The organism is Fructilactobacillus lindneri DSM 20690 = JCM 11027, from assembly GCF_002907375.1.
Taxonomy (GTDB): Bacteria; Bacillota; Bacilli; order Lactobacillales; family Lactobacillaceae; genus Fructilactobacillus; species Fructilactobacillus lindneri.
This window is the reverse complement of record NZ_MIYK01000001.1, coordinates 200,251-215,884: the sequence shown is the minus strand read 5'-3', so window position 1 is coordinate 215,884 and position 15,634 is coordinate 200,251. Positions and strand designations below refer to the sequence as shown.

General features: G+C 31.8%; 18 protein-coding genes. 2 read left to right on the top strand and 16 right to left on the bottom strand.

Features of this window, described 5'->3' with window-relative positions; genetic code table 11:
• Window positions 1–3: 3 nt before the first annotated feature.
• The 7 genes from comGC to BHU33_RS01075 all read right to left on the bottom strand — a co-directional run bounded on the left by comGC (window position 4) and on the right by BHU33_RS01075 (window position 5,194).
• Complete coding sequence (gene comGC, locus BHU33_RS01105; RefSeq protein ID WP_054646291.1) at window positions 4–300, bottom strand: competence type IV pilus major pilin ComGC; 297 nt, start codon at window positions 298–300, stop codon at window positions 4–6.
• The gene (locus BHU33_RS01100; protein WP_056997647.1) at window positions 300–1,319 is read right to left on the bottom strand and encodes a type II secretion system F family protein; all 1,020 of its coding nucleotides are present in this window, start codon (window positions 1,317–1,319) and stop codon (window positions 300–302) included. The genes comGC and BHU33_RS01100 overlap by 1 nt, the downstream gene beginning before the upstream one ends.
• Window positions 1,288–2,256: a competence type IV pilus ATPase ComGA gene (comGA, locus tag BHU33_RS01095; protein ID WP_054646294.1), complete on the bottom strand. Its 969-nt coding sequence runs from the start codon at window positions 2,254–2,256 to the stop codon at window positions 1,288–1,290. Before comGA ends, BHU33_RS01100 begins: the two co-directional genes overlap by 32 nt.
• Window positions 2,257–2,335: 79 nt before the next feature.
• A complete protein-coding gene (locus tag BHU33_RS01090) occupies window positions 2,336–3,073 on the bottom strand; it encodes a YebC/PmpR family DNA-binding transcriptional regulator (RefSeq protein WP_054646295.1) in 738 nt (245 codons plus the stop codon).
• Between the two features lie 74 nt (window positions 3,074–3,147).
• Entirely contained in the window at window positions 3,148–4,158 is a 1,011-nt protein-coding gene (gene ccpA, locus BHU33_RS01085; protein WP_103433983.1) for a catabolite control protein A, read from the bottom strand.
• A 143-nt stretch (window positions 4,159–4,301) separates the two neighbouring features.
• Entirely contained in the window at window positions 4,302–4,757 is a 456-nt protein-coding gene (locus BHU33_RS01080) for a YtxH domain-containing protein (protein WP_054646297.1), read from the bottom strand.
• A 23-nt stretch (window positions 4,758–4,780) separates the two neighbouring features.
• Window positions 4,781–5,194, bottom strand: coding sequence for a DUF948 domain-containing protein (locus BHU33_RS01075; protein WP_054646298.1), 414 nt, complete (start codon window positions 5,192–5,194; stop codon window positions 4,781–4,783).
• Between the two features lie 139 nt (window positions 5,195–5,333).
• Between BHU33_RS01075 and BHU33_RS01070 the strand changes: the two genes are divergently transcribed.
• Window positions 5,334–6,344, top strand: a complete 1,011-nt coding sequence (locus BHU33_RS01070) for a mechanosensitive ion channel family protein (protein WP_078775147.1) — start codon at window positions 5,334–5,336, stop codon at window positions 6,342–6,344.
• A gap of 37 nt (window positions 6,345–6,381) precedes the next feature.
• On the opposite strand, the gene BHU33_RS01065 is transcribed toward BHU33_RS01070, so the two are convergent.
• Together BHU33_RS01065 and murI are read right to left on the bottom strand one after the other, a co-directional pair.
• On the bottom strand, window positions 6,382–6,972 hold the full coding sequence (locus tag BHU33_RS01065; protein ID WP_054646302.1) for an XTP/dITP diphosphatase: 591 nt from the start codon (window positions 6,970–6,972) through the stop codon (window positions 6,382–6,384).
• A complete protein-coding gene (murI, locus tag BHU33_RS01060; RefSeq protein ID WP_054646303.1) occupies window positions 6,962–7,777 on the bottom strand; it encodes a glutamate racemase in 816 nt (271 codons plus the stop codon). Before murI ends, BHU33_RS01065 begins: the two co-directional genes overlap by 11 nt.
• Window positions 7,778–7,901: 124 nt before the next feature.
• Between murI and BHU33_RS01055 the strand changes: the two genes are divergently transcribed.
• Entirely contained in the window at window positions 7,902–8,387 is a 486-nt protein-coding gene (locus BHU33_RS01055) for a YslB family protein (RefSeq protein ID WP_054646304.1), read from the top strand.
• A 27-nt stretch (window positions 8,388–8,414) separates the two neighbouring features.
• Here BHU33_RS01055 and trxA read toward each other — a convergent pair whose 3' ends face one another.
• The 7 genes from trxA to alaS form a co-directional block, all read right to left on the bottom strand.
• Window positions 8,415–8,726, bottom strand: a complete 312-nt coding sequence (gene trxA / locus BHU33_RS01050; protein ID WP_054646305.1) for a thioredoxin — start codon at window positions 8,724–8,726, stop codon at window positions 8,415–8,417.
• Window positions 8,727–8,810: 84 nt separating this feature from the next.
• Window positions 8,811–11,168, bottom strand: a complete 2,358-nt coding sequence (locus BHU33_RS01045; RefSeq protein ID WP_054646306.1) for an endonuclease MutS2 — start codon at window positions 11,166–11,168, stop codon at window positions 8,811–8,813.
• Window positions 11,169–11,183: 15 nt separating this feature from the next.
• A complete protein-coding gene (locus BHU33_RS01040) occupies window positions 11,184–11,666 on the bottom strand; it encodes a CvpA family protein (RefSeq protein ID WP_054646307.1) in 483 nt (160 codons plus the stop codon).
• Between the two features lie 2 nt (window positions 11,667–11,668).
• Entirely contained in the window at window positions 11,669–11,923 is a 255-nt protein-coding gene (locus BHU33_RS01035) for a cell division protein ZapA (protein WP_225354776.1), read from the bottom strand.
• Between the two features lie 95 nt (window positions 11,924–12,018).
• A complete protein-coding gene (locus tag BHU33_RS01030) occupies window positions 12,019–12,309 on the bottom strand; it encodes a DUF1292 domain-containing protein (protein ID WP_056997648.1) in 291 nt (96 codons plus the stop codon).
• A 13-nt stretch (window positions 12,310–12,322) separates the two neighbouring features.
• Entirely contained in the window at window positions 12,323–12,751 is a 429-nt protein-coding gene (ruvX, locus tag BHU33_RS01025) for a Holliday junction resolvase RuvX (RefSeq protein WP_054646308.1), read from the bottom strand.
• 81 nt (window positions 12,752–12,832) lie between these two features.
• Window positions 12,833–15,484 carry an alanine--tRNA ligase gene (alaS, locus tag BHU33_RS01020; protein ID WP_054646309.1) on the bottom strand — a complete coding sequence of 884 codons (2,652 nt, stop codon included), beginning with the start codon at window positions 15,482–15,484 and terminating at the stop codon, window positions 12,833–12,835.
• Window positions 15,485–15,634 lie beyond the last annotated feature (150 nt).

The window sequence follows — 15,634 nt, the reverse complement described above, 5'->3', positions numbered from 1 at the left end:
CGCTTATTTTTGTGATGCCTGATTATCTTGAATAATAATTTTTTCATCATTAGCCTGCTTTGCTTGTTTATCAGTCAAATAGTTACTTGCGACTAGTTTATTCATAGAAACATTATTATCACCTGTTTCATCATGATAAGAATCAATTTGAGTTTGAACTACGGAAACCATTGCAGATCCGTGTACAGAATTAGCATGCTTTTTTTGTGCACCCAAATTAGGAATAATAATCAAAATCAATAATGAAATTATAAATAATACAACTGTCATCTCAATTAAAGTAAAACCTTTACGTTTCATTAATAAATTCCTTTCATTGAATCATACATTGGTAAAAGCATCTGTAAGTATGTTATTACAATCGTTAAGCCAATGATTGCAAACGAAAGAGGCTGAATTAATTGAATAATGGATCCCGAAGACTTTACTAAATTTTGAAAACAAAACTTACCTAAAGCATCTAAATTTTTAGAAAGTTCTGTTTTTACACTTCCGTTTGAGAGAAAGACAATCATTTCATTTGAAACAAAACTATATTTTTTAAAAATAACATCTATATTTTCCCCCTTTTGAAGTCCTTTTTGCATATCCAAGCCAATTTCATAAAGTAAAGTTTCTTTTTCAAATTCTAAAAATACATTCACAATTTGCTTCATATCCAACCCATTTTTTATCATCAAAGATAAATTACTAGAAAGATAATATTCATAATAATTACTAAATATTTTCCCAACTAATGGAATTTTTACCAATAATTCTGCTTTAACAATCATTTTTTTATTACGAAACAAATCAAATTGATATAGACCAAATAGAATGACTAAAAGAACTATTCCCCAAATTAGATAATCAGTCCAGTTATTGCCATTAGTTTGCTTAATTAAATCAGAAGTCTGTGGCAAAATAAAAAATTTAATTGCAAAAATAATTATGAATAAGATTCCAAAGAGAAACGAAGGATAGATCATTACTTCACGAATCTTTTGTTGTTGTTTTAAACGCAACTGAATAAACCGACTTATTTCCCTCATTCCTATCACAATATCTCCATGTTCATCAGCAATTTTTAATTGTTGATAAATAGCATCTGACAAAAAAAATTTCATTGCCACTGGCAAGGAATATCCGTTGATTAAAGATTGTTTAATGCATTGGACAACTTCTCGATTTTTCTTTGAAACTGTTTCAATGAATACCAACGCTTGTTTCACGGAAAATCCAATTGCAATTAGATCAGACAGAGATTCAAAAATGAATGCCTGTTGTTTTAAAGTCACTTTGGAACGTTTAACCATACCAATATTTCTTTTTTGTTTCATTTGTAATTTCCCCATTCTGGAAAAGATCCTCTAATTTTTGCTTCCAGTCATCCATATCATCTGTGTTTAAATCGACTGGATTATCATCGCAAATTGTAATTAAAGCTTTGACGCTGTTATTATTAGTTGGTAGTAATCGTTGATATGAAACTGAGGTAAGTGCACTTTTCAACTGTATTTTATCCACTCCTAAATCTAATAATCGTTGAATGGTTCCTTGAGGTGTTTTAGCATGAACTGTACTAAAAACTAAATGTCCAGATAATGCTGCTCTGACTGCAATATTAGCTGTTTGAGAATCTCTAATTTCGCCAATGATAAAAACGTCTGGACGTTGCCGCAAACCAACTTTTAATAAGTTTGCATAAGTCATATCCGCCTTATCATTTACTTCTAACTGTAAAAAACGATCTTCACAAATTTCGACTGGATCTTCAATTGCCATTACTACTTCATTTTCATGTAATGTTCGCGCAATTTTATAAATAGTTGTTGTCTTTCCAGATCCCGTTGGTCCTGCAAACAACATTAATCCACGTTTATTAGCGATATTTAAAAGTTGTTCAACCTTTCTTTCATTAAAAAATCGACATCCGCTTTGTTCATTATCATAAATAATTCTTAAGACAAGAGATTCATGTTGATTAAAGTTACCAACAGATGAAAGTCTAAAACGCAACTTTTGTTTTTGATAGGTATACATAATTGCCCCAAGTTGAGGTCTTCTTTTCTCGGAAATTGCCATTCCACTACGATATTTACAGTAAGTAATTACTCGTTGTGCTTTTTCAAAGGGTAATTCTGATAGTTGAATTACACCATTTGAAGTATGAATTTTAATCTCATAATTATCACTTTTGGGTAAAAAATAAATATCAGAGGCTTTTTTCTGAATTGCTAAATCAATAATTTCATCAAATAATTCACTAATTTCCAAAACTTCACATCCTTCATAATTAAATACGAAAAAAGACCCAATCTTTTTTAGATTGAGTCTTTTAAAATATTCTATTTAATTATTTAGCATCTTCAGGTATTACTGCAGCTTCATAAACATCTTGAACATCATCATTGTCTGATAATTCATCAATCAGACCAGAATATTGTTCAATTTTGTCAGCTGGAACTTCAGTAGTATTTTGAGGAAACAGTCTAACTTCAGAATTATCAAGTTTATAACCTGCATCTTGTAATGCATCTCGAACTGTACTCAAGTTAGATGGGTCAGTATAGATTTGGTACTCATCTTCAGTTGCTTTCATATCATCCGCACCTGCATCAAGAGCAGCCATTAACATACTGTCTTCATCATCATCAGTTTCATCACGCAAAACAACTACATATCCTTTACGATCAAACATATATGAAACTGATCCATTAGTGCCTAATGAACCACCATGATGGGAAAAAGCAGAGCGAATGGCAGCCGCAGTACGATTTTTATTATCAGTAAGCGTTGAAACCATAACTGCAGTTCCGCCGGGTCCATAACCTTCATAAGTTACTTCTTCGAACTTAGCACCACCAACACCAGAAGCCTTATCTAAAGCACGTTGAACATTATCCTTAGGCATATTAGCTGCACGTGCCTTTTCTAATTCAAGTCTTAGTTGGGGATTTCCGGATGGATCAACTCCACCAGCTTTAGCAACTTGGTACAAGTTACGTGAAATTTTTTGGAAAATCTTACCTCTTTTAGCATCTTGAGCGTTTTTACGACCCTGAATATTATGCCATTTTGAATGTCCTGACATGATTCAGCACTCCTCTCTCTAACAGAAATTAACACTTTTAATTATACCAACAATGTTGTCCTTAATCAACTTTACTAGTCTTTAGTAGATTCACGTTTTTTCAATCCAAATGACAATAAAATATTATTATTTTCAATTTCTTCATTATCCATTACTTTTGTTAATAATCGCATTGAAACCGCCCCAATATCATATAAGGGTTGCGTAATTGTTGACATCGTTGGCCGAGTCATTTCAGTTAATTGAGTATTATCACTAGTAGCAACTTCAAATTGTTCTGGAACATTAATTCTATTATCACCCATTGCATTCATAATTCCAGCTGCTACATCATCATTACTTACAATTGCAGCAGTGGCACCTGATTTAATTAAACGTTCTTGTAATTTATATCCACTTTCATAACTGACATCGGTTGCTTCAATCAATAAAGACTTCCTAAAAGGAACCCCTGCATCTTTCAAAGCATCTTGATACCCTCGAATTCGATAATCTTTATTAATTGAACGACTTAAATTATCGGCAATAAACGCAATTCGATCATTACCATTTTCAAATAATTTATTAAATTGAGCATAAATAGCTTTACGATAATCAATATTAACACTTGGAAACTCATTTTTAGGATCAACTGATCCCGCTAAAACAACCGGGGTACGAACATTTCTAAGTTCTTCACGGACTTCATCACTGATATCATTACCCATAAAAATGATTCCGTCAACCTGTTTTGAATACAGGGTATTAAGTGCCTTGATTTCTTTTTTTTCATCACCATCTGAATTAGTCAAAATAATATTATACTGATACATCTCAGCAATATCATCAATTCCACGAGCCAATGCTGCAAAATAAGAATTAGTTACATTAGGAATAATAACTCCAACTGTAGTTGTTTTTTTACTAGCTAAGCCACGAGCAACGTCATTAGGTCTGTAATTAAGTTTTTTTACTACATTTAGTACTTTTTGTTCAGTTTCTGGTTTAACATTGTGATTGTGATTAACAACTCGCGAAACAGTCGCCATTGAAACCGAAGCTTCCCGGGCAACATCATAAATTGTCACTGTTTGCTTTTTTTTCATAGCTACTCCTCTTTCCCGAATCAAGTTCATTTATCTAAAGAATAGCAGAGAAACCGTTTTCATTCAAGCCCTGAAGCAATCAAAAAAGACCAATATCTATAAATTTAGATATTAGTCTTCAGTTTAGATACATAACTAATTAATTATTTGCGATGTTCATCATGTAAAGGATAAATAGTATCGTCACTGTCGTTTTCTGGTGCAAACGCATCATCCATATCAACTGTGATGTCATCCGTTTCAGTTTCCTTTTCTTCATCGTCTAAATGATTTTTAGGAACTGGTACCAAATTAAGGTAAGTTTGTAATTGACTCAAATCATCCTTTAAATCATTCATTTTATCAGTGATTTTTTCACTCGTTCCACTAATAGAACCTTTATAATCATCAACTTTATCATTTACCATATCTTTAGCATCTGCTAAAGTATCAGCGGCATAAAATGCATAATCAACTGCACGATCTTTAGCATCTTCAGCTGCATCTAAGATAGTATTTCTTAATCTGTATTGACGTTCTTCATCAAGTGAACGATATGCAGCATACGCAGCAGCGCCTCCAAGTAAACTTCCTAATAATAAACCTTTTTTAAAGCTCATAATTAACTCTCCTTAGTTAGTAACTATTTCCTTTTGTTTTCTTTTTTATTGTTCTTTTGGTTTTTATCTTTTTTTGAAAATAATTTTGAAACAGTATTCATTGCTGTACCGAAAAATGAAACTTTAGCTAGACTATCCATTCTTCTTTTAATACTATCACTAGTAACTTTAGCTGTTTCTGTAACATTAGAAACAGTTGTGCCTAGATTAGCAGCAGCCTGAAACACTGGATCTACTTGATTTAACTTTGAATTGACATTGTTCAATAAACTATCAGTTTCCTGACTTAAATCATTAACATCTTTGGTAATTTCTTCAAGACTTTGATTTACATTACCAAGAACTTTAACTAAATGCATTAAAAAAACACCTATAAAAATAACTAATACTACAAATGCAATTGCAGCAATTATGGCTGCGATTCCCCCAATTGTCATCGAACATACCTCCTAATGGTTTCTAACAAATTAAGAATATCATTATTAACAAATTAAGACAATCAATCTGACAATTTGTATTAAATTTATTTAAATATTCTGATAAAATTAACCTACCAATAAATTAATGGAGAAAATTATGAATATTATAAATATCTTTTTAGCATCAAATTTATCAGATAGCAAACTAGTTAAATATACCAATAACAATATTATCAATAAATACTTAAATAACTTTGATTGGAATCAAATCTTGGTTAGCTTAACCACCAAAGTTTTTAATATTATACTAATTTCAATTTTGTTTTTTTTTATTGCTAAAATTGGTAAAAGATTAATTGCACATTTTTTCAAAAATTATCAAAAAAAATTAGACAATAAAAAGGAGCAAACTTTTACTGGAAATTCCATCAATGTTACCAAACGGCGTAATAAAACTATGTATACCTTATTGGAAAATGCTTACTATTACATCGTAATCTTTTTTTATTTTTATTCCATCCTATCAATTATGGGTATCCCGGTAGGAACATTAATTGCTGGAGCTGGAATTTTCAGTTTGGCAATTGGTCTTGGAGCGCAGGGATTTGTTAGTGATATTGTTAGTGGTTTTTTTATTTTATTCGAACATCAAATTGATGTTGGTGACCATGTAATTATTAATAACATCAATGGAATTGTCGTAGCAGTTGGTTTGCGCACTACACAAATTAGAAGTAGCAATGGTACATTAAATTTCATTCCAAATCGTAGTATTACTACTATTTCTAATTTATCAAGAGGAAATATTCAGGCAATTGTCGATATTCGTATTACTCCTGAAGCACCAATTCAAAAAATTGAAAACATTATGGCAGATGTTAACAAAGAAAAAGCTGGAAAAAATCCAAATGTAATTGGAGATCCATTAATTTTTGGAACTGTTTACTTAGATGATGGATCATTAGCAATAGAAGTTGCCATTACCTCCAAAAGCAGCACGGAAGCAGCCGTTCAATCAGAATATTTAACTGCCTATCTGGACGCTATTAAAAAAGCTGGAATTTCATTACCACTTGCACCTTTAATGGTTCCAGAACCATCAACTCCAACTGACACTTCTGAAACATCTGAATCCACACCTTCAATCCCCACTCCAAAATCCAAATAAAAAAATAAAATGTCCGTTTAACGGACATTTTATTTTTTTACCACCAGTCATTAATAACTCCACTTAACTTAGCTAAAGCACGACCACGATGGCTAATTTCATTTTTCTCACTATCAGTCATCTCAGCGAGTGTTTTTTCTTTTCCAACAACAAAGAATAATGGATCATAACCAAACCCATTATTTCCCTTAGGAGTCTTTAAAATTTCTCCAGAAATAATACCCGTTACATGTAATTTTTCACCATTAGGTTTCATTAATACCAAAGAAGTATGAAAATAAGCATTACGATCATCAGAATGTAATAATCGTTTTAATAATTTTTCATTATTTGCTTGATCATCATGATCACCAGCATAGCGAGCAGAATAAATTCCTGGCTCCCCATTAATTGATGGAACTACCAGTCCTGAATTGTCAGCCAGTACAGGGATGTTTAATGACTTTGAAACTATTCTGGCTTTAATAGTTGCATTTTCTTCAAATGACTTTCCAGTTTCATTAATATCAGGAATATCATTAAAATCTTGAATTGACTTAATTTGAAATCCCATAGGTTCAAGCATTTCTTTAAATTCTCTAATTTTATTTTGATTTTTTGAAGCAATCACTAATTCTTTACTCTTCATAACTTTTTAACTCATTAGGCAAAATTAATTCTGCCTTTACCTTTCTATTAAGCCATTGGGAAGCCACCTCATCAAAATGTTCCACTCCACTAGTCGTATAAAATTGATTTTTTGAACTAGTTTTATCATTTAGTAATGATTGATTTTGCAACATTTGTTTAGCAGTTTCAACAGTTTCAAAGCCTGGATTAATTAAAGTTACTTTATCTCCTAAAGCGGCTTGAATCAAATTAGCTACAATTGGAAAATGAGTGCAACCTAATATTAAAGTATCGATTCCAGTATTTTTTAAGTTTTTTAATCCATCGTTAATAATTTGCTTTGCCTCTGGAGAAGTATAGTCACCTTTTTCAACTAAAGGTATAAAAGTTGGACAAGCAACCTCAATTACTTCTGCATTTGAATCTATTTTCTTAATTGCATCCCTATAGGCATGACTTTTTACTGTTACTGAAGTACCAATTATTCCAATTTTTTTATTTTTACTGACCTTAATTGCTGCTCTGCTTCCTGGTTCAATTACTCCAATAACTGGAATAGCAAGCTCTGTTTGTAATCGTGATAACGCCGTAGCAGATGCAGTATTACAAGCTATAATCATAAATTTAGCATGTTTTTTTTCAAAAAAATGTCCAATTTCAGTTGCATAATTAATTACTTGTCCTGCCTTTTTTTCTCCATAAGGAAGATGGGCCTCATCACCTAGATAAAGCGTATTTTCTTTAGGCAATTCTTTTAAGGAGAGTTTTAAAACAGTTAACCCTCCGATTCCAGAATCCATGAAAGCAATTGGTGCTGAATTCATAATTTTTCCTCCCTCTTCCTAATTAACATAACGATATTATACTATAATTTACTCTATGCCAACTCATTTGTTAAATCAGTATGTTAAAATTAACAACGAAGCAATTTTGATTGGAGACGAATCTATGAGCAAAAAAGAAACCAATAAATACGAAAAATTCTGTAAAAATAACCAAGACTTAAACTTTTGGGGAATTGAATTATTAAGAGATAATTTACTACCAGATATTCTCAATGAAGATACACACGATATTCTTTATTGGGCGGGTAAAAATTTAGCAATTAAGTTTCCCGTATCGTTAGATACTATCTCAACTTTTTTTAAACAAAGTGGTTTTGGTAACTTAGAGTTATTAAAAAACAGTGATCAAAAAATGGTCTGGAAACTTTCTGGCGAAAATGTAGAAAAAAGAATTAAATTAAACCAAGATGCTGATTTTATGCTTGAAACAGGATTCCTTGCACAAACTAAGCAACAAATTAGTGGATTTTCTACAGAAGCAGAGTATCATATCAAATTTAAATCGACTGTTGAAATTACAGTTATTTCAGATACTTCAAAGCAAGTTCAAGATCCGAGCGAATGTCATCCAATTAAAATTAAAGAATAAAAAAGAGCCCTTAAAAAGGCTCTTTTTTTATGCTGCATATTCAGCCAATAACTTTTGTAATTGTTCTTTAGGATGATATCCAACAATTTGATCAACAACTTTACCATCTTTTTTAACTAATAAAGTTGGAATACTCATAATACCAAACTTGCTTGCAGTTGCTTGATTATCATCAACATTTAACTTACAAAATTTAATATCTTTATCTTCTTCAGATAATTCCTCAATTACAGGACTTTGCATCTTACATGGTCCACACCATGGAGCCCAAAAGTCAATTACGACTAATCCCTTTTCTGTTTCTTTTTCAAAATCTGCATCTGTAATTTCATGTACCATTTTAAATTCCTCCTTTATAAAATACACTTACTATCTGTAAGTATAATCAGTAAATCAAATAATTTCAACTTAATCGCTTACAAATCATTTAAATTTAGCAATAGTTGATCCATCGCCCCCAGAATTAGCAGGAGAAAACCCAAATGATTTTACTTGGCGATTTTGTTTTAAATAATTTGTAACTCCTTTTCGTAAAGCTCCTGTTCCTTTACCGTGAATGATAGTGACAGATGGATAACCAGCTAACAAAGCCGAATCAATATAACGATCCAATCGTTGCATTGCATCATCATATCTTACCCCACGAAGATCTAAAGTTGGAGACATAGATGAGGAACGGGTTCGTCTAACCGTTGGATGACTTTTTTGTTTTTGAGAATTATCAATTATTTTTTCCATATCATTTTCTGAAATTTTCATTTTTAAAATTCCAAGTTCAACTTCCCAATTATTTCCATCCAGTTTCTTAAGCAGAACTCCTCTTTGACCATATGTTTTTACCATTACATCATCGCCGATTTTGAAATCATGTTTCTTTTTAATACGTTTTAAAACCTTATTATGCTTAATCTCAGGTTGTTGCTCTAAAGCATTTAATTTACCTTTATCTGCAATTAATTCATGTTCTTTAACATTTACATTTGCAGCTTTTTGTTTTTGATGCAAATCATCAATAATCTCATTTGCTTTTTGCTTCGTTTGCACCACAATTTGATTAGCTTCTCGTTTAGCATTATTAATCAATTGCGTTTTTTGATTAGTGAATTTGTTAAACTTTTCGCTCAGTTCCGAATGTAATTCTGTTGCATCATTTAATTCTATTTCTAATTTACGAGCTCTTTCATCAGCGGCCTTAGTTTGAGCCGTTAATTTTTTTATCATATTATTGATATCTTGACTATCTTTATCAGTTAGGGAACGAGCTTCAGTAATTATTGCATCATCTAACCCTAAGCGACTAGCAATATTTAATGCATTACTTTGACCTGGAATTCCAATTAATAACCGGTAAGTTGGTTGCAAACTTTTTTCATCAAATTCCATGGAAGCATTGATAGTTTCAGGACGATTGTAACCATAAATTTTAAGTTCCGGATAATGAGTTGTAGCAAGTACTTCACTATCAGATTGACCAATTGCATCTAAAATTGACATTGCTAGTGCAGCACCTTCATGTGGATCAGTTCCAGCACCTAACTCATCAATCAAAACTAAACTTTTAGCAGTAATTTGATGCAAAATATCAATGATGTTATCCATATGACCAGAAAAAGTACTTAAATTTTGTTCAATAGATTGATCATCACCAATATCTGCAAAAATATTATCAAATAAACCAGCTTGACTACCTTCATCAGCTGTAACAAATAAGCCTGACTGTGCCATTAATTGTAAGAGTCCTAAAGTTTTGATGGTTATGGTTTTACCACCTGTATTTGGACCAGTAATAATTATTTGACGATAATCAAAACCAATTTCTATTGTATTACCAACTACCTTTTCTTGATCAATTAAAGGATGGCGAGCATTTTTTAAATTAACTTGGTTAGTTGCTGAAATTAATGGTCTTGTTGCTTTAATTGATGCTGCATATTTTGCTTTAGCATTAATTAAATCAAAATGTCCTAATTGCACAGCGTTGTTAATTAATTCATTTTGAAAGGGACGAATAAGATCAGATAATTCGGTTAAAATTCGTTTTGTTTCCTCACGCTCATTAATTTGTTCCCTACGTAAATCATTGTTTAATTCAACTACATTGCCTGGTTCAATATATAAAGTTTGGCCTGTTGCACTTTGATCATGGACAATTCCGCCAAATTTTTGTTTATATTCTGTTTTTACGGGAATAACATACCGATCATCTCGAACTGTGATAACAGACTCACTTAAATATTTAGCCTGCTTGCCACGCATATATTTTTCCATCCTACTTCGAATATTGTTTTGTAAGCGCGTAATCTGCTTCCTGATTGAAAATAAAGACTTAGAAGCTGAATCTAATAGTTTACCATTTTCATCAATCGCTGTTTTTAATCGATTTGTAATATCCGGAAGATCTTCAAAAGATTCAACTTGAGTATAAAGTACTTTCAAATCAACTTTTTCATCTATTAAGTTAGTAAAAAAGCGTTTAATCCTTGAAACAGCTAATAAAACGGCATTAATTTGGGCAAGTTCTTTACCATTTAAACTAGCACCAACTGATAGACGCTTCATATAGACTGAAATATCTTTTAGCTTAGGAATTGGAATTACATGATTCAAACGATAAATATGAGCTCCATCATCTGTTTCATCTAACCATTGGTTAACTTTCTTTTCATCATTACTTGGATTTAAATTATTTAATTCTTTTTTACCATTTTCTGTAGCTAAATATTGATTAATTTGCTGTTTAATTTGTTGATATTCTAATGTATCTAATATTTTTTTATTCATTTAATAAACACCTTACTAATGAAATAGTATCTGTGGAAAAATTCCTACTAAAAATTGCGCAATCGTTGAATCATTATAAAGACTGGTAAACCACTCAATATGCAACATAATTAAAATACTTAATACCATTGTAATTAATATCAAACTTATAATAAAACCTACAACAGCGCCTAGTAATGAATTAAATTGTTTTATAACTGGCAAGGAAACAATCTTGTTCAAAATTCGTTCTACATAATGCAAAATTGTCAATAATACAGCAAATACTAATAAAAACCCTATTCCTTTCCAAAAATCAGTATTTACGTATGACTTATTAGTAACTAAAAAATTACAAATAGTTCTTAAAAAAGTAGCAGTAGGATCTGCAAACATGATCGAAACAGCAAATGCCAAGACTATTCCAAATAAATTAACTAATTCTTGAACAAATCCACGATGAAACCCATGAATAATGGCAATGATTAAAATCAAGATAATTAATATTGATAAAATCATAATTAAAGATCCTCATCTTTCATTTTGTTTTTTAATTGATCCAATTCTAATTGTTTATCTAATTGATTAGAAACTGCATTGAACGCAATCAAGATAGCTGCATCTTCATCACTAATGTTTTCTGATTGATTTTTCAAACTATTTAATTCATCATTTAATATTTTAGAAACTGATCTCATATGTTCATCTGATGCTGTTCCAATAAAGGTATAAGCCTTTTTACCAATCATGGTTTTAAATCGTTTTTTATTATCCAACTTAAATCCCTCCAATATACTCTTATTTTAGCATGAATAAACAAAAAAGGCGCCAACTTACAAAAGTTGGTACCTTACTGTATTTAAAATAAAAACTAAATTTTACTATTTGGATCCAAAAAGGTATTAAGTGTTTCTTGTACCATTTCCCACTCAGCATCATCCTCAATTGGTTCTAAATCCCCATCTTGAGGAGCAGTTGGATCTGAACCTTTAGGTAAAGCATAAGCTTCAATGTTAATACTTTCATTACCTTCATCAGTAGCTGGATACATTAAAATGTATGAACGACCAAAATCATCTGAAGAAAATGTAAATAATTCGTTGTATAAAATCTCGTTTCCTTTTTCATCAATTAATGTGATTTGTTCTGCTTCATTATTCATAGTAGATTCTCCTTTATTTATTGGAACTTTGACGATCAAGATATCCTTGTAAAATTAATTCTGCAGCTACTTTGTCGATTACTTTTTTACGTTTGGCACGCGAAACATCAGCCTTTTCAATCAACATCCGTTCAGCTTCCACAGTAGTTAATCTTTCATCTTCAAATGCAACTGGAACATGAAATTTAGCTCGCACCATTTTGCCATATCGTTTAGATGCTTTCACTCGAGGACCCGATGTATTATTCATATTTTTAGGCAAACCAATTACCACTTGAGTAACATCATTTTGCTGAATTAATTCTCCAATACGATCTAATCCAAAGTCTTTTTCATCTTCATTAATCTTAACTATTTCAATTCCCTGTGCAGTCCATCCCAGTGCATCACTAATTGCAACACCAACTGTTCTAGAACCAACATCTAATCCCATAATTTTCAATTTATTTATCCAATCATTGTTATAAGTTAAAAACAATCGTCATCTTTATCACATATTATATGGAGAGCTATCTAAATGTAACTACTTACTTTGAGCTAACCACTCCTTGGCATTCTTTAAAGCATCATCAATTCCAGCAGGATTTTTCCCACCTGCTTGAGCAAGGTTAGGTCTTCCGCCCCCGCCTCCTTGAATATCCTTAGCAATTGCTTTAATTAAATCACCGGCTTTTAACCCTTTTTTAACATGTTCTTCATCAATTGCAACTAATAAATTAGCCTTCCCATCATTACCAGTTCCTAAAACTAAAACATTGGAAGCATGTTTATCACGCCAAGTATCAGATAATTCCCGAAGTTGATTCATGTTAGCATTTTTCAAATGACCAGTTATAATACTAGTTCCATTAATTTTAACTGGGTTTTCAAACATATCACTAGCTTCTTGACTAGCTAATTTTGCTTCTAGAGATTCCTGTTTGCTTTCCAACTTTTTGATTTGTTCCTGTAGTTCTTTAACACGACCCGGAGTTTCATCATTAGAAGGTGATTTTACTGTCTTAGAAATACTATTCAACATTCTTTCTTCATCATCAAAATAATCAAATGCTGGTTTAGCAGTTACTGCTTCAATTCTTCGAATACCTGCACCAACGCCAGTTTCTGAGATTATTTTAAATAATCCTAATTGACTAGTATTTTTAACATGATCTCCACCACAAAATTCAACTGAAAAGTCACCTGCTTTAACAACTCGAACCTTATCACCATATTTATCATCAAATAAAGCAATCGCTCCCATCTTTTTACCAGATTCTTTATCAGTCACGATGGTTTCAACCGGTTTAGCAGCAAAGATTTGTTCGTTTACCATTTCTTCTACTTTTTTCAAATCTTCCTTAGTAACAGAACCAAAATGATTAAAATCAAACCGTAAATAGTCTGGTTTAACCAAAGATCCAGCTTGCTGAGTATGTCCACCTAAAACATTACGTAATGATTGATCTAACAAATGAGTAGCAGTATGGTTTCTTTCAACTCCAGCATGAAATTCCCGATTAACTACTAATTTATATTGATCATCTTTTTTTAAATTACCAATGATTTTCACCGTATGCAAATTCTGTCCATTTGGTGCATGTTGAACATCCTCGACTTCAGCTACTAGTTCTCCATTTTGATTATAAATCTTACCAATATCAGCTACTTGGCCTCCCATTTCTGCATAAAAAGGCGTTTTGTCAAAGATTAATTCGGCTTTTTTAGCTGAAGCAGTAATATCACCAACTAATTTTTCATTAAAAATAATGTCTTTTAAAGTTGCCTTCTCAACAGTTAACTCATCATATCCTACATATTCACTAGGTGTATCAATGTCTAATAACAAATCCCTTTGAACTTTCATTGATCCTTTAGTGCCCCGAGCATTACGGGCTCGATTACGTTGTTTTTCCATTTCATTATCAAATTCAGTTTCATTGACATCAATTCCTCGATCATGAGCATATTCTTCAGTTAATTCAAGTGGAAAACCATAGGTATCATATAATTTAAAGGCATCTTTTCCAGAAATATCCTTTTTATTAGCTTTTTTAGTCGTTTCAATTAAATCGTTTAAAAGTTTAATTCCATCATTAAGAGTGGCATTAAAACGATCTTCTTCACTTTTTACAATCTTAGCAATATAATCACTTTGCTCTAAAACCTGTGGATAATGGGAGTGCATAATTTTTCCCACAACAGGAACTAATTTATAAAGAAAGGCATCATTAATTCCTAATTGATGACCATTAACCGTAGCTCGACGCAATAAACGTCTAATCACATACCCACGTCCTTCATTAGAAGGTAATGCTCCATCACTAATAGCAAAAGTAATGGTTCTAATATGATCAGCAATCACTTTAAAAGCAACATCATCTTCACCATTAGCTCCATATTTTTTTTGATCACTAAATGTTTCGGTCTTTTTTATAATTGGCAAAAACAAATCAGTTTCAAAATTTGTTGGTGCATCTTGGAAAATTGACACTACTCGTTCCAAACCCATTCCTGTATCAATATTTTTCCGTGGAAGTGGTTCATAAGTTCCATTTTCTGTATGGTTAAATTGTGAAAATACAATATTCCAAACTTCTAAATAACGTTCATTTTCACCACCAGGATAATTTTCTGGATCATCAGGAGCTAAATCATCGTACTTTTCACCTCGATCATAAAAAACTTCTGAGTCAGGTCCTGAAGGTCCCTGCCCAATATCCCAGAAGTTATCTTCAGCAGGAATCAAATGATCAGGAGCAACCCCTGCTTTTTCCCATAATTCTTTAGTAATTTTATCATCAGGATAATAAGTAATATAAAGTTTGTTTTTATCCCATCCAAACCACTTAGGACTAGTTAATAATTCAAATGCCCAAGGAATAACTTCTTTTTTAAAATAATCGCCAACTGAAAAATTTCCTAACATTTCAAATAAAGTTTGATGGCGAGCAGTTTTACCTACGTTTTCAATATCATTAGTTCGAATGCTCTTTTGAGAACTTGTCATTCGGGGATTTTCTGGTGCAACAGATCCGTCAAAATATTTTTTCATTGTTGCAACTCCAGAATTAATCCAAAGCAAAGTTGGATCATCTTTGGGTACTAACGAAGCACTTGGTTCAATTTTATGTCCTTTTTCTTGAAAAAAATCAAGAAACATTTGTCTGATTTGACCACTAGTTAATTGTTTCATAATAATTGTCCTCCATAAAATAAAAAACACCATTGCTAACAAAGACGCCGGGACGCGGTACCACTTTGTTTGCAACGATGTTTGTCGTTTACCTCTTTAGTCCTTATAACGCGGGAAGCCGTAACAAATCTGAGAGGAGCACTTTCATAG

Excerpts from the sequence above, each read along its gene's own strand:
- BHU33_RS01090 (WP_054646295.1), bottom strand. The coding sequence starts at position 3,073 with ATGTCAGGACATTCAAAATGGCATAATATTCAGGGTCGTAAAAACGCT.
- BHU33_RS01065 (WP_054646302.1), bottom strand. The coding sequence starts at position 6,972 with ATGAAGAGTAAAGAATTAGTGATTGCTTCAAAAAATCAAAATAAAATT.
- comGC (WP_054646291.1), bottom strand. The coding sequence starts at position 300 with ATGAAACGTAAAGGTTTTACTTTAATTGAGATGACAGTTGTATTATTT.
- BHU33_RS01045 (WP_054646306.1), bottom strand. The coding sequence starts at position 11,168 with ATGAATAAAAAAATATTAGATACATTAGAATATCAACAAATTAAACAG.
- ccpA (WP_103433983.1), bottom strand. The coding sequence starts at position 4,158 with ATGAAAAAAAAGCAAACAGTGACAATTTATGATGTTGCCCGGGAAGCT.
- BHU33_RS01100 (WP_056997647.1), bottom strand. The coding sequence starts at position 1,319 with ATGAAACAAAAAAGAAATATTGGTATGGTTAAACGTTCCAAAGTGACT.
- BHU33_RS01080 (WP_054646297.1), bottom strand. The coding sequence starts at position 4,757 with ATGAGCTTTAAAAAAGGTTTATTATTAGGAAGTTTACTTGGAGGCGCT.
- murI (WP_054646303.1), bottom strand. The coding sequence starts at position 7,777 with ATGAATTCAGCACCAATTGCTTTCATGGATTCTGGAATCGGAGGGTTA.
- BHU33_RS01055 (WP_054646304.1), top strand. The coding sequence starts at position 7,902 with ATGAGCAAAAAAGAAACCAATAAATACGAAAAATTCTGTAAAAATAAC.
- BHU33_RS01070 (WP_078775147.1), top strand. The coding sequence starts at position 5,334 with ATGAATATTATAAATATCTTTTTAGCATCAAATTTATCAGATAGCAAA.
- BHU33_RS01030 (WP_056997648.1), bottom strand. The coding sequence starts at position 12,309 with ATGAATAATGAAGCAGAACAAATCACATTAATTGATGAAAAAGGAAAC.
- alaS (WP_054646309.1), bottom strand. The coding sequence starts at position 15,484 with ATGAAACAATTAACTAGTGGTCAAATCAGACAAATGTTTCTTGATTTT.
- BHU33_RS01040 (WP_054646307.1), bottom strand. The coding sequence starts at position 11,666 with ATGATTTTATCAATATTAATTATCTTGATTTTAATCATTGCCATTATT.
- trxA (WP_054646305.1), bottom strand. The coding sequence starts at position 8,726 with ATGGTACATGAAATTACAGATGCAGATTTTGAAAAAGAAACAGAAAAG.
- BHU33_RS01075 (WP_054646298.1), bottom strand. The coding sequence starts at position 5,194 with ATGACAATTGGGGGAATCGCAGCCATAATTGCTGCAATTGCATTTGTA.